We start from the raw sequence: 12,647 nt of genomic DNA, 5'->3' as shown, positions 1-12,647 counted from the left end.
TCTATAACTTGCTGATTTTAAACAACAATCCGCTATTGCTCTGTTGATGTAGAGGACGGCTTACAGGCCGACTCCGACCCAATTCCCGTGATGCGTCACGACAATCCCGATGCCTGCGGCATCGGGATTTTTTATTGCTTAAAAATTTGTCTCCTGTCATAGCGGAATTTTTGAACTTTCGATTAAAGTTCCAACTTTTTTTAGTCGTAATGATCCGCGTGAACGAACAAGTATCTATCGTGGGCTGGTTTGATGAACGAGCCGGGATCTGTGAAGCGAGATGAAATGGTTAAGGTGGATTTTCAATGACATCAAGCGGCGTAGCGCACACACCTTCCCGCCTGCTCAGTGCGGAGCAGGGGAGAGCCCTTCCTCGTTATGATTTGCTGGGCATAGAGCGGGTCAATCAGGCCCGGCTGAAACAGGTCAATGCCCCCTTGAGCACTTTCTCGCTCCAGGCGGCGAGCTGCATGGCCCAGCTGTTCAACAGTGCCGACTGCGAGCTGGCGTACAGCGAGTTTGCGGCCGAGGCGCCGGCCCGCGGCGCAGCGCCATTGATCTGGGTCGAGGCGAAGACGCCGCTGGATTCGAAACGCATCGTCTATTTCTCCATTTCCCATCAGGTGCTCTACCGCCTGGCGGTGCTGTTTTTTGGCGGTACCCTGCAACCGCAAAAAGAAGAGACTCCCCTGTCAGCCACGCGAGGGGTGACAGATACCGAACAACGCCTGCTGCTGCGCCTGTGCCAATACCAGACCGATATCTGGTCCGCGTGCCTGGGGTTGGGAGATCTGAAGTGGCAGTTGAACGTAGTACAGCCGGACGCGCTGCCTTCCCATCCGTTGCTGGTGACCAGAGCCTCCATGCAGGCCGGCAACATGGCGCACGAATGGCAGATGTGGCTGTTGCCCGCCGAAGAGTCGGTGCAGCCGGCGACTTCCAGCTTGCCGGAGGGGCAGCTGTCCCGCGTCCTGCCTCATGTTCCCGTGCAACTGCGGGTGGTGATGGGGCAGCTCTCTATGACTTTGGCCGATCTGGAGTGTCTCCAGGTGGGAGATGTCTTGTCACTGGAATTGCCCGAGGTCGTTCCGGCCCTGATTGGTGCTCGTCCCTGTTTCAGCGGGCGGATTGCAGAACATAAAGGCAGCCTGGTCTACCAGGTTGCATCGGTGGTAGAGGAGTAAACCGAATCATGAGCGAGCAAACAATGAATGACCCGTTGGACCTGGATGGACTGGATCAGCTGTTTGGCGATGATATCAGCATGCCGAGCGCGGCGGATTACATGGCGCCGACCAGCAACAGCAAGCAGCGGGATCTCTCCTTCTTCCGGCAGATCCCGGTCAAGGTCACCCTGGAAGTGGCCAGCACCGAAGTGCCGCTGGGGGATCTGATGAAAGTCGAGGAAGGGGCCGTGATTGAGCTGGACAAGCTGGCGGGCGAACCGCTGGATGTGCGGGTCAATGGCCGCCTGCTGGCCAAGGGCGAAGTCGTGGTGGTCAACGGCAAGTATGGCCTGCGTCTGGTCGACGTAATCGACACCAACCTGCTGGGTGGCGTCGACGACTGATGCGCTATCTGCCGCTGACCCTGCTGCTGTTTGCACTGCCCGGATGGGGTGCCGACATGACGCTGTTCTCGGTCTCGCCGAGCGCCAGCGGGGGGGAGGACTACAACATCAAGTTGCAGATCCTCTTCTTCATGACCCTGCTCGGGTTGTTGCCGACGCTGTTGCTGATGATGACCAGCTTTACCCGGATCATCATAGTGCTGGCCATTTTGCGTCAGGCGCTGGGTCTGCAGCAGAGTCCACCGAACCGGGTGCTGATCGGCATCAGCCTGATCCTGACCCTGCTCATCATGCGGCCGGTCTGGACCGAGATTTACCAGGATGCCTTCGTTCCCTTCGATCAGAACGAGATCACCCTGTCTGAGGGGGTCGCCCGCGCCGAGAAGCCACTGCGCCGCTTCATGCTGGCCCAGACCCGCGAGCCGGACCTGGAGCAGATGATGCGGATCGCCGGTGAGCCGACCAAGATGGCGAAATCCGAGGTGCCCTTCAGCATACTGCTGCCCGCCTTCGTGCTCAGCGAACTCAATACGGCGTTCCAGATCGGGTTCATGCTGTTTATTCCGTTTCTGGTGATCGATCTGGTGGTGGCCAGCGTGTTGATGGCGATGGGGATGATGATGCTCTCTCCTCTCATCATCTCGTTGCCGTTCAAGCTGATGGTATTCGTTCTGGTGGATGGCTGGTCCATGACGGTGGGCACCCTGGCTGCCAGTTTCGGGGGAGGGGGTTGAGATGACGGCGGAGCAGAGCGTTGCCCTGGTAGGCGGGGCCGTCAATCTGGTGGTGACCATGGTGTCTGTGCTGATCGTGCCCGGCCTTATCGTCGGCCTGGTGGTCAGCATCTTTCAGGCCGCGACCCAGATCCAGGAGCAGACCCTCAGCTTCCTGCCCCGCTTCATCGTGACCCTGATGACCCTGATGTTTACCGGCAACTGGCTGTTGTCGCAGATCACCACTTTGTTTCATGAACTCTTCCTCAAGATCCCCGGGCTGATAGGATGAACTCGCTGCTGTCCCTCAGTGCGGCCGAGCTGACGGCTTGGTTGGGGCAGTGGTGGTGGCCCTTCATCCGCATCGCGACCGCCTTCTGGGTGATGCCCTTCTTCGGAGATGGCCGCGTCCCGCCCCAGGTGCGTCTGCTGCTCGCCTTTATTCTCAGCCTGCTGGTGGCCCCCATGATGCACGACCTGCCGGTGATCGATCCCTTCAGTGCAGGGGCAATCGTGCTGACCATCGAGCAACTGATGTTTGGCCTGCTGTTCGGACTCTGTGTCCAGATGCTGTTCATGATCTTGACCATGGCGGGGCAGATCCTCTCCATGCAGATGGGGTTGGCGATGGCGGTGATGAATGACCCCAGTAACGGGGATACGGCCCCCATCGTCAGCCAGCTGATGCTGATCTTCTGTACCCTGCTGTTTCTCGGGCTCAATGGTCATCTGGTGACACTGGATATCCTGGTGCAGGGGTTGCGCAGCTGGCCGCCCGGCTCTTCCCTGGATTTGCTCGACATCAAGGGGGTCGTTGGCCTGCTTGGCTGGTCGATCGGGGCGGCGCTCATTCTCACCCTGCCCGCTGTGGTCGCCATGTTGATGGTCAACCTCACCTTCGGGGTGATGAACCGTACCGCCCCTTCTCTCAATATATTTTCGCTCGGTTTTCCCATGACCCTGTTGCTGGGGCTGCTGACCATGGCGCTCTCCATTGGCGGCGTCCCCGCCCGTTACCTTGATCTGGTGACCTATGTACTGGAACAACTGAAGGCGTTGACTCCCTCATGAGCCAGAGCAGTGCCCAGGACAAAACCGAAGAGGCCTCCGGCCAGAAACGGCAGAAAGCACGGGAAGAGGGGCAGATCGCCCGCTCCAAGGAGCTGAGCTCGGCAGGCTTGCTGCTGCTTGGCGGTCTGGTCATGCAGTGGATGGTGCCTGCCTTTGGCCAGTTTTTCGCACAGCTGATGCGTCAGCCCATTCGCTTCGACTGGCAGGGGGAGCGTAGCCCGGCGATGATGACTGAGTGGCTGGCACAGGCTTTGCTGAACATGCTCTGGGTGTTGCTGCCGCTGTTCGGGTTTCTTGCCCTGATGCTGATCCTGCTCAGCATAGTGCCTGGCGGCCTGGTGCTGACCTGGAAAAAACTGCTGCCAAGTGGCGAAAAGCTAAACCCAATCAAAGGATTGGGCAGGATGTTCTCCCATCACAGCCTGATGGAGCTGGTCAAATCCTTGCTCAAGATGCTGCTCATCGGCGGCACCCTGGCCATGATGCTGGAACACCAGTGGCCTCATTTGTTGATGATGAACCGGATGCCGCCCCAGCTGGCGATGGAGCAGGCGCTGCGGATCCTCTCCCAGGCCTTTATCCTGCTCGGCAGCGTGCAACTGTTGATTGCGGTGCTGGACGTCCCCTACCAGAGCTGGTCCCTCAATAAGCAGTTGCGGATGACCAAGCAGGAGGTGAAGGACGAACACCGCAACAGCGAGGGGCGGCCCGAGATCAAGGCCAAGATCCGTCAGGTACAGGGGATGCTGGCGCGCGCGCGCATCGAGCAGCGGGTGCCCCAGGCCGACGTGGTGATCGTCAACCCGACCCACTATGCGGTCGCCATCAAATATGATCCCGCCAGGGCCAATGCCCCCTTCGTGATTGCCAAGGGGGTCGACAGCATGGCGGCGCGGATCCGGGAAGTGGCCAAGCAACACGACAAGACGGTGATGAGCCTGCCGGACCTGACCCGGGCCATCTATTACTCCACTCGGGTAGACCAGGAGGTTCCGGCCGGCCTGTTCACCGCCGTGGCCTATGTATTGAACCATGTATTGCAGCTGCGGGCCTATCAGGCAGGCAAGGGCAAGAAGCCAAGACCTCTTGCTCCCCTGCATGTGCCGCCCGAATTACGTCAACCTGAGAGGTAAGTTTTGAACTGGCGTATCTTGACCCAATCCTACACAGCCATCCCGCTGATGCTGTTGGCCATCCTGGCCATGATGATCCTGCCTCTGCCGGGCTGGCTGCTGGACGCCCTGTTCACGTTCAACATAGTGTTGGCTGTGCTGGTGCTGCTGGTCTCGGTATCGGCCCGCCGTCCGCTGGACTTCTCGGTCTTCCCGACCGTGCTGCTGGTGGCGACCCTGATGCGGCTGTCCCTCAACGTGGCCTCTACCCGTGTCGTGCTGCTCCATGGCCACGAGGGGGGAGATGCCGCCGGTAAGGTCATCCAGGCCTTCGGTGAAGTGGTGATCGGCGGCAACTATGTGGTCGGTCTGGTGGTGTTCGTTATCCTGATGATCATCAACTTCGTGGTGATCACCAAGGGGGGCGAGCGGATCTCGGAGGTGTCGGCCCGTTTCACCCTGGATGCCATGCCCGGCAAGCAGATGGCCATCGATGCGGATCTCAATGCCGGCATTCTGGATCAGCATCAGGCCAGGATCCGCCGCGAGGAGATCGCCCGCGAGGCGGACTTCTATGGTGCGATGGACGGTGCTTCCAAGTTCGTGCGCGGCGATGCCATCGCCGGCCTGCTGGTACTCATCATCAACCTGGTGGGCGGTCTGGCCATCGGTATCTTCCAGCATGCGCTGCCGGTGGGAGAGGCGTTCCAGCGCTTCGCCCTGCTGACCATTGGTGATGGTCTGGTGGCGCAGATCCCGTCCCTGTTGATGTCGACGGCTGCCGCCATCATAGTGACCCGGGTGAGCGATGAGGGTGAGATGTCGGAGCAGGTGGGACAGCAGGTGCTGGCGTCCCCCCGCGTCATCTATACCGCCGCCGCTATCATGCTGATCCTGGGTCTGGTGCCGGGCATGCCGATGCTGGCCTTCCTCAGCTTTGCCGCCGTGCTGGCCTGGACAGGCTGGAGCGTCAGCAAGCGCCGTGTGCAGCAACCGGATCTGGACGCCGTCCAGGAACTGAGCCGCCAGCTGACCCAGCCTGAACAGCAGGTACTGGACTGGAGCGATCTGCCGACCGTGGATGCGGTGGCCATCGAGCTGGGTTATCGCCTGGTGCCATTGGCCGAGCAGGACAAGGGGGCCGAGCTGCTGGCCCGGGTGAGAGGCATTCGCAAGACCCTCTCCGAGCAGTATGGCTTCCTGCTGCCGGAGATCCGGGTGCGGGACAACCTGCAGCTCCAGCCGGATCAATACCGCATCAAGCTCTCCGGCGTGTCGCTGGCCGGGGGCAATGTGGATTGCCACCGACTGATGGCCATCAGCAGCGGTGAGACCTACGGCTCTCTGGATGGTGAGCTGACCCAGGATCCTGCCTATGGCATGAGTGCGGTCTGGATCTCGCCGGAACAGAAGGCCAAGGCCCTCAACCTGGGTTATTCGGTGGTGGACTCGGCCACCGTGATCGCGACCCACGCCAGCAAGCTGCTGCGCGAGCAGCTCGATACCCTGTTTGGTCATGACGAGGTGGGCAAGCTGGGCCAGTTCCTGGCCAACCAGTCTCCCCGTCTCGCCGAGGAGCTGAATCAGGCGCTGACCCAGATGCAGCAGCTGCGGGTTTTCCGCCAGTTGCTCAAGGATCAGGTCAGCCTGTGCGATATCCGGACCATAGCGACCACCCTGCTCGACGCCAGCGAGCTGACCAAGGATCCGGTTCTGCTCGCCTCCGATGTGCGCTGCGCCCTGAAACGGCAGATCGTCCGCCAGTCGATCGGCACGCGGGACGTGCTGGCAACCTTCACCCTCGACGATCGGCTGGAGCAGACCCTGCTGGCCGCCATGAACCAGGCCCAGCAGCAGGGCAAGATCCAGCTGGACAGCTTCCCGGTCGATCCCCAGCTGCTTGGCCAGTTGCAGCAAAACATGCCGTTGGTGAAGGAGCAGTTGCAGCAGCTGGGTCATGCCCCCGTATTGGTAGTCATGCCGCAATTGAGGCCATTAATGGCCAGATATGCCCGTTCTTTCGCCAAAGGCCTCAAAGTACTCTCATATAATGAGGTTCCCGAAGATTTAAGAGTCGAAGTAATAGGCACTCTTGGATAATTTATGTTCAGGAAGGGATTCCTGTGGGAAGTTTTTTTTCCGCATGCTTACTTGCTATGCAATTTAAAGAAGTTATTATGTGACAGCTTTTGACAATTTTCGTCGTGTTGAACACTAATATATCATTAGTGTCCGACACTGAATGGATTCGCCTCTTCCAGGCGCCTCATCCCTGAAAGGGTTGTCACAGGACAAGGGCAAACTGAACTGAAAAGTCAGGACGCAAAGCTACCGGTCTAACAGCAGTAATGCTTATGACAGCGGGGTTGCCAGACAGCCAATCATCTTGGTTATCATGGTTTTACTTTAATAACACGGTCCTTTTTTGGACTGTGGGTGCGCGTTTTGACGACTCATGCTTGGTTTATTGCTAAATCCATCAGCAAGGGTGTCTGACATTAATGAATGATAATAATATGCCCGTATTTGATGAAATACGGGAACATCATGTCTCGAACCTGCCTATTTTGTTAGTGCAGCCGGAATTTGCTGCAACTTGTCACACTGCAGACATATTGTCAGGGCATGGATATCCGGTAGTCAGGGTTAATTCAGTAAATAAGGTTGGCGATTTTGTTAATAAAAATCGCACGGGTCTCATCTTATTTGACATGGATGCCATGACGGAAGCTGGCCCCGGAATATTGAAATCGTTTGCCGGTGTTGATTCTATGGAAGGTGCGAACAAGTCTGTGATATGAGATCATAATGTTCATCCGGAGCCGCATTTCCGAGGGCCATCATGAGTCATCAACTCACCTTCGCCGACAGTGAATTCAGCAGTAAGCGCCGTCAGACCAGAAAAGAGATTTTCTTGTCCCGCATGGAGCAGATTCTGCCATGGCAAAACATGGTGGAAGTCATCGAGCCGTTTTACCCCAAGGCTGGTAATGGCCGGCGACCTTATCCGCTGGAAACCATGCTACGCATTCACTGCATGCAGCATTGGTACAACCTGAGCGATGGCGCGATGGAAGATGCTCTGTACGAAATCGCCTCCATGCGTCTGTTTGCCCGGTTATCCCTGGATAGCGCCTTGCCGGACCGCACCACCATCATGAATTTCCGCCACCTGCTGGAGCAGCATCAACTGGCCCGCCAATTGTTCAAGACCATCAATCGCTGGCTGGCCGAAGCAGGCGTCATGATGACTCAAGGCACCTTGGTCGATGCCACCATCATTGAGGCACCCAGCTCGACCAAGAACAAAGAGCAGCAACGCGATCCGGAGATGCATCAGACCAAGAAAGGCAATCAGTGGCACTTTGGCATGAAGGCCCACATTGGTGTCGATGCCAAGAGTGGCCTGACCCACAGCCTAGTCACCACCGCGGCCAACGAGCATGACCTCAATCAGCTGGGTAATCTGCTGCATGGAGAGGAGCAATTTGTCTCAGCCGATGCCGGCTACCAAGGGGCGCCACAGCGCGAGGAGCTGGCCGAGGTGGATGTGGACTGGCTGATCGCCGAGCGCCCCGGCAAGGTAAGAACCTTGAAACAGCATCCACGCAAGAACAAAACGGCCATCAACATCGAATACATGAAAGCCCGCATCCGGGCCAAAGTGGAGCACCCGTTTCGCATCATCAAGCGGCAGTTCGGCTTCGTGAAAGCCAGATACAAGGGGCTACAGAAAAACGATAACCAACTGGCGATGTTATTCACCCTGGCCAACCTGTTTCGGGTGGACCAGATGATACGTCAGTGGGAGAGATCTCACTAAAAACCGGAAATAACGCCAGGAATGGCGAAAAAAACGGCCTAAATAGGCTAATTCGAGGTGTTTACGGGAGAACAATCGGCCCGGATCCGCGAAATTTTAATCAGCGAGCCAGCTTGGGAAGAAATGACCTGCTTATTCGCACTTTCCCTATTATTCTGGTCAACGAAAATCAGGCCAATCTGGCCGCCGAAGCCATGTGTGCCGGCGCGATCGACTACATTGTCAAACCCTTCAGTGCCCAACAACTGCTGGAAACCATCCAGTGTGGCCTGCGCCTGCGCCAGAAGATCCCGAACCTGGTCGCCGTCTCGAACAAGAGCCTGCAGGTACTCCAGCTGGCACGGCGAGCGGCCAAGACCTGTGCCACCATCCTGATCGGCGGCGAGTCGGGCACAGGCAAGGAGTGCCTCGCCCGCTATATCCACGACATGTCCTGCCGGGCGGGCAAGCCCTTCGTCGCCATCAACTGTGCGGCAATCCCCGAAGCCATGCTGGAATCCATCCTGTTTGGTCACAACAAGGGGGCCTTCACCGGCGCCACCAGTGCCCAGCCCGGCAAGTTCGAGCTGGCCCAGGGGGGGACCCTGCTGCTGGACGAGATCTCCGAACTCTCCCTGCCCCTGCAAACCAAGCTGCTGCGCGTCCTGCAGGAGAAAGAGGTGGAGCGTCTCGGTAGCCACCAGACCATTTCCCTCGACGTGCGGATCATCGCCGCCAGCAACAAGGAACTGCGCACCCTGGTGGCGGAAGGACAGTTCCGCGAAGACCTCTTCTATCGGCTGGATGTGCTGCCCATCAGCTGGCCCGCCCTGCGTGAGCGGCCGGAAGATATTCTGCCGCTGGCCCGCTTTTTCATCGAGCAACATGCCCCCGCTCAGGGCTACCGTCTGAGCGAGGCCGCCGCCCGGCAACTGGTTACTTATCAATGGCCTGGCAATGTGCGCGAGCTCGACAATGTCATCCAGCGTTCGTTGATCATGGCTCGGGGTTTGCATATACAGGCGATCGATTTGATGTTGCCCATCGATCAGCAGGATGACGAGAGTGCGCCTGTTGACCTGGTGGGGTCATGCGACGGGTTGAGCGAGACCCGCCGCAATGCGGAATTTCAATTCGTACTGGAAACCTTGCGTCGCTTTCGTGGCCATCGTACCCGTACCGCGGATGCGCTCGGGATGACGACCAGGGCATTGCGATACAAGCTGGCGGCAATGCGTGAGCAAGGCATTGATATCGAACGGCAGATTCAAGCAGAGGGATAAAGAGTGAAGATTGAAATGATGTCATCACAAGTAACACTACTGCAGCAGATGCAGGAGATGCAGCGTGTCGCCAGCCAGGCGCCTTCCATCGAGTCAAACGGCACGCCGGAAGTCTCCTTCAGCAACGCCATGCAGGATGTCATCGGTCGTGTCAACGAGCAGCAGAATGTCTCGTCCCGCTTGATGGCTGCCGTCGATACCGGCCAGAGCGATGATCTGGTGGGTGCCATGGTGGCGAGTCAAAAGGCCGGCCTCAGCTTTTCCGCCCTTATGCAGGTGCGCAACAAGTTGATGACCGGGTTTGACGACATCATGCGCATGCCGCTCTGAGGTAACAGATGACTGAACTCGTGACATCCAGGCCGGGGGAACAGGACGGCTCGCTGAAAGACAGGTTGCAAGAGGGATTGCGGCATTGGCGCAATCTATCCCGCGACAACAAATCCATTTTGACCATCGCGCTGCTGGCGGCCATCGTCGCCGGCACCATAGTGGTGATCCTCTGGACCTCCAGCAAGAATTACGTCCCGCTCTACGGCAAGCAGGAACTGTACGACACTGCCAACATCATGGAGATGCTGGAAAAGGAGCAGATACCGTTCCGGCTGGAGAAGAGCTCAGGGCAGATCCTGGTGCCTGAACACCAGCTGGCTCCTGTGCGCATGGCGCTGGCCGCGCGCGGGGTGCGTGCCGCCATGCCTGCCGGGCTGGAAGGGCTCAATGCGGTGACGGGTCTCGGCACCAGTGAATTCATGGAAGGGGCACGCTATCGTCATGCCCTGGAAGGGGAGCTGGCCAGAACCATTATCTCTCTCGATGCGATCCGCAGTGCCCGGGTACATCTGGCGATCCCGAAGCGGACCCTGTTCGTCGGTCGGGATGAAGAGAAGCCCAGCGCCTCCGTGATGCTGGATCTGCAGCCGGGCCAGTCCCTCGAGCCCGGTCAGGTCGAGGCCATCGCCAACCTGGTGGCGGGCAGCATCTCCGGCATGAAGCCCGGCGCCGTGACCGTGGTCGACCAGGCCGGTCAGCTGCTCAGTGCCGAGGTGGGCGACAAGGCCACGTTCGGCAAGCAGAGCGTGCAGCAGATGGAGTACACCCGCAAGCTGGAGCAATACATCCGTCAGCGGGCCAACGACATGCTGATCCCCATGCTGGGCAACGGCAACTTCCGGGTGCAGATCGCCGCGGATGTGAATTTCAATGCGGTGGAAGAGACCCAGCAGCAGCTCGATCCGTCCGGCGTGCTGACCCGTGAGTCCAGCAAGTCCGACAAGACCATCGACTCCCTGGCACTCGGCATTCCGGGGGCCCTCTCCAATCGTCCGCCGGAGACGACCGCCAATGCGGCCGAGGATGGCAAGGAGAAGGAGGCGCCCTCCAAGGGGGATGCGCGTACCGAGCGTCAGGAAGTCACCAAGCAGTACGAGAACAGCCGCACCATAGTACATACCCGCTATCAGCAGGGCCGGCTGGAGAAGATCAACGTCTCCGTGCTGCTCAACCAGCAGATTGCCCCCAAGGAGGGCTGGAATGCCGATCAGCTCGAGCAGATCCGCCAGATGGTGGAACGCGCCGTCGGTTTCGATCAGACGCGCGGCGATCAGATCAGCCTGCAGGTGTTCAGCTTCACCGGCGCCCCGGCGGTCACCATCCCCGAGTCCAGCTGGTGGGAAACCCCCTATTGGCAGGATTCCCTGCGCTATCTGGTTGGCGGTCTGCTGGGCCTGACACTGGTCTTCTTCGGCATCCGTCCTCTGGTCAAGCATCTGGTGCGTACCCAGCAGCCGGTCGATGAGACGGTGGAACAGGAAGAGGAGCAGGAACCGACCGTCGGTCTCGCCATGCGCCGCAGCGGCGATGAAGAGGATGAGGCGGCGACGGCCATGTCCAACAGCCTGATCCGCTCGGAAGGTGCCGGCCAGCCGCACTTCGTCGCCGTCGACATGGATTCGCTGCCCGAGCCTGGCTCGGAGCTGGAGGTCCAGCTCAAGCACCTCCAGCTGCTGGTTGAGAAGGACACCGCCAGAGTGGCGGAAGTGATCAGAACATGGGTGAGTGGCAATGAACAACGTTAACCTGAACCAGAATGCGGTCGATGTTGACATCGACGACCTCGAGAAGGCCGCCATCCTGCTGCTGAGCATGGGCACGGAGGCGGCCGCCAAGGTGATGCAGAAGCTCTCCCGGGACGAGGTGCAGCGCCTCATCTCCAAGATGGCGGGGCTGCCCGGCGTCAGCTCGATGGAGGCGCGCTGGACCCTGCAGCAGTTTTTCAACCAGTACCGCGAGCAGAGCGGCATCGGCAGTGCATCGCGGGAGTATCTGGAACAGACCCTGGATCTGGCCCTCGGCCAGTCTCTCTCCCGCAGCCTGCTCGACAGCCTGTATGGCGACGTGATGAGCCAGGATATCCAGCGTCTGCAGTGGGTGCCGGCCGACGTGCTGGCCCGCTTCTTTCGCAACGAGCACCCCCAGATGCAGGCGGTACTGCTGGCCTTCCTGCCACCCCAGACCGCCTCGGCCGTACTCGATGCCCTGCCGGGCTCGGTTCACGACGACCTGCTGGTCAGGGTCGCCGGCCTCAGCACGGTGAGCGAGCATGTGCTGGGCGAGCTGCGTCTGACTCTGGAGCGCTGCCTGGCCTATGTAGCCGATCAGGCCGGTGCCAAGGTCAACGGGGTTCGCCAGGTCGCCGATATTCTCAACCGTTATCAGGGGAACAAGGAGCAGATGCTCTCCCTGCTGCGCGAACACGATGGCGAGATGGCCATCGAGATCGAGAAGAACATGTTCGACTTCATGGCGTTGCGTCGCCAGAGCGACGAAACCCTGCAGCGTCTGGTGCAGGAGCTGCCAAGCGAGCTGCTGGCCCTGGCGCTCAAGAATACCGAGGCCAGCTTCCGCAAGGTGGTGCTGGGGGCCATGCCCAAGCGGATGGCCCAGGCGCTCGACGACCAGATCCAGAATCAGGGCAGCGTCTCCCTGCGCAAGGTCGAACAGGCCCGCACCGAGGTCATGCAACTGGTGCGCGAACTGGTCGAACAGGGCGAGATCGAGTTCATGTTGTTCGAAGAGCCCACGGTCAGCTAACAG

13 protein-coding genes and 1 riboswitch are annotated in these 12,647 nt (G+C 59.3%); all 13 genes read left to right on the top strand.

All coding sequences use genetic code 11. The features are described from left to right. The first annotated feature begins 305 nt into the window (after positions 1 to 305). The 13 genes from lfiM (at position 306) to fliGL (ending at position 12,644) form a co-directional block, all read left to right on the top strand. The gene (lfiM, locus tag MRK42_RS19575; RefSeq protein WP_026456148.1) at positions 306 to 1,184 is read left to right on the top strand and encodes a lateral flagellar motor switch protein LfiM; all 879 of its coding nucleotides are present in this window, start codon (positions 306 to 308) and stop codon (positions 1,182 to 1,184) included. 8 nt (positions 1,185 to 1,192) lie between these two features. Further along, positions 1,193 to 1,570 carry a lateral flagellar motor switch protein LfiN gene (gene lfiN, locus MRK42_RS19570; RefSeq protein ID WP_026456147.1) on the top strand — a complete coding sequence of 126 codons (378 nt, stop codon included), beginning with the start codon at positions 1,193 to 1,195 and terminating at the stop codon, positions 1,568 to 1,570. Then, positions 1,570 to 2,304, top strand: coding sequence for a flagellar type III secretion system pore protein FliP (fliP, locus tag MRK42_RS19565; RefSeq protein ID WP_042025052.1), 735 nt, complete (start codon positions 1,570 to 1,572; stop codon positions 2,302 to 2,304). Before lfiN ends, fliP begins: the two co-directional genes overlap by 1 nt. Position 2,305: 1 nt before the next feature. After that, positions 2,306 to 2,575: a flagellar biosynthesis protein FliQ gene (gene fliQ / locus MRK42_RS19560; RefSeq protein ID WP_042025053.1), complete on the top strand. Its 270-nt coding sequence runs from the start codon at positions 2,306 to 2,308 to the stop codon at positions 2,573 to 2,575. Beyond that, the gene (gene lfiR, locus MRK42_RS19555) at positions 2,572 to 3,354 is read left to right on the top strand and encodes a lateral flagellar biosynthetic protein LfiR (RefSeq protein ID WP_026456146.1); all 783 of its coding nucleotides are present in this window, start codon (positions 2,572 to 2,574) and stop codon (positions 3,352 to 3,354) included. Before fliQ ends, lfiR begins: the two co-directional genes overlap by 4 nt. After that, positions 3,351 to 4,487, top strand: a complete 1,137-nt coding sequence (gene flhB / locus MRK42_RS19550; protein WP_042025054.1) for a flagellar biosynthesis protein FlhB — start codon at positions 3,351 to 3,353, stop codon at positions 4,485 to 4,487. The genes lfiR and flhB overlap by 4 nt, the downstream gene beginning before the upstream one ends. Positions 4,488 to 4,490: 3 nt before the next feature. After that, complete coding sequence (gene lfhA / locus MRK42_RS19545) at positions 4,491 to 6,566, top strand: lateral flagellar biosynthesis protein LfhA (RefSeq protein ID WP_216993553.1); 2,076 nt, start codon at positions 4,491 to 4,493, stop codon at positions 6,564 to 6,566. Between the two features lie 186 nt (positions 6,567 to 6,752). Continuing rightward, positions 6,753 to 6,840, top strand: a riboswitch (cyclic di-GMP riboswitch). Positions 6,841 to 6,967: 127 nt separating this feature from the next. Then, positions 6,968 to 7,267 (top strand): hypothetical protein, encoded by a 300-nt coding sequence (locus tag MRK42_RS19540; protein ID WP_354688562.1) that lies wholly within the window; start codon positions 6,968 to 6,970, stop codon positions 7,265 to 7,267. Positions 7,268 to 7,308: 41 nt separating this feature from the next. After that, positions 7,309 to 8,289, top strand: a complete 981-nt coding sequence (locus MRK42_RS19535) for an IS5-like element IS5 family transposase (protein ID WP_279458731.1) — start codon at positions 7,309 to 7,311, stop codon at positions 8,287 to 8,289. A gap of 113 nt (positions 8,290 to 8,402) precedes the next feature. After that, positions 8,403 to 9,551 carry a sigma-54 dependent transcriptional regulator gene (locus MRK42_RS19530; RefSeq protein ID WP_354688561.1) on the top strand — a complete coding sequence of 383 codons (1,149 nt, stop codon included), beginning with the start codon at positions 8,403 to 8,405 and terminating at the stop codon, positions 9,549 to 9,551. Between the two features lie 3 nt (positions 9,552 to 9,554). Next, positions 9,555 to 9,881 (top strand): lateral flagellar hook-basal body complex protein LfiE, encoded by a 327-nt coding sequence (gene lfiE, locus MRK42_RS19525; RefSeq protein ID WP_026457266.1) that lies wholly within the window; start codon positions 9,555 to 9,557, stop codon positions 9,879 to 9,881. 8 nt (positions 9,882 to 9,889) lie between these two features. Further along, complete coding sequence (gene fliFL / locus MRK42_RS19520) at positions 9,890 to 11,629, top strand: lateral flagellar M-ring protein FliFL (RefSeq protein WP_354688560.1); 1,740 nt, start codon at positions 9,890 to 9,892, stop codon at positions 11,627 to 11,629. Further along, entirely contained in the window at positions 11,616 to 12,644 is a 1,029-nt protein-coding gene (gene fliGL / locus MRK42_RS19515) for a lateral flagellar motor switch protein FliGL (protein WP_042070863.1), read from the top strand. The genes fliFL and fliGL overlap by 14 nt, the downstream gene beginning before the upstream one ends. Positions 12,645 to 12,647: the final 3 nt, after the last annotated feature.

The organism is Aeromonas sp. 19NY04SH05-1 (assembly GCF_040581895.1).
Lineage (GTDB): Bacteria > Pseudomonadota > Gammaproteobacteria > Enterobacterales > Aeromonadaceae > Aeromonas > Aeromonas enteropelogenes.
This window is presented reverse-complemented; position numbering and strand designations above follow the sequence as displayed.

Bases quoted from the DNA above. Each gene is read 5' to 3' on its own strand.
- fliQ (WP_042025053.1), top strand. From the start codon at position 2,306: ATGACGGCGGAGCAGAGCGTTGCCCTGGTAGGCGGGGCCGTCAATCTG.
- lfiN (WP_026456147.1), top strand. From the start codon at position 1,193: ATGAGCGAGCAAACAATGAATGACCCGTTGGACCTGGATGGACTGGAT.
- fliGL (WP_042070863.1), top strand. From the start codon at position 11,616: ATGAACAACGTTAACCTGAACCAGAATGCGGTCGATGTTGACATCGAC.
- fliP (WP_042025052.1), top strand. From the start codon at position 1,570: ATGCGCTATCTGCCGCTGACCCTGCTGCTGTTTGCACTGCCCGGATGG.
- lfiM (WP_026456148.1), top strand. From the start codon at position 306: ATGACATCAAGCGGCGTAGCGCACACACCTTCCCGCCTGCTCAGTGCG.
- flhB (WP_042025054.1), top strand. From the start codon at position 3,351: ATGAGCCAGAGCAGTGCCCAGGACAAAACCGAAGAGGCCTCCGGCCAG.
- fliFL (WP_354688560.1), top strand. From the start codon at position 9,890: ATGACTGAACTCGTGACATCCAGGCCGGGGGAACAGGACGGCTCGCTG.
- lfiR (WP_026456146.1), top strand. From the start codon at position 2,572: ATGAACTCGCTGCTGTCCCTCAGTGCGGCCGAGCTGACGGCTTGGTTG.
- MRK42_RS19540 (WP_354688562.1), top strand. From the start codon at position 6,968: ATGAATGATAATAATATGCCCGTATTTGATGAAATACGGGAACATCAT.
- MRK42_RS19535 (WP_279458731.1), top strand. From the start codon at position 7,309: ATGAGTCATCAACTCACCTTCGCCGACAGTGAATTCAGCAGTAAGCGC.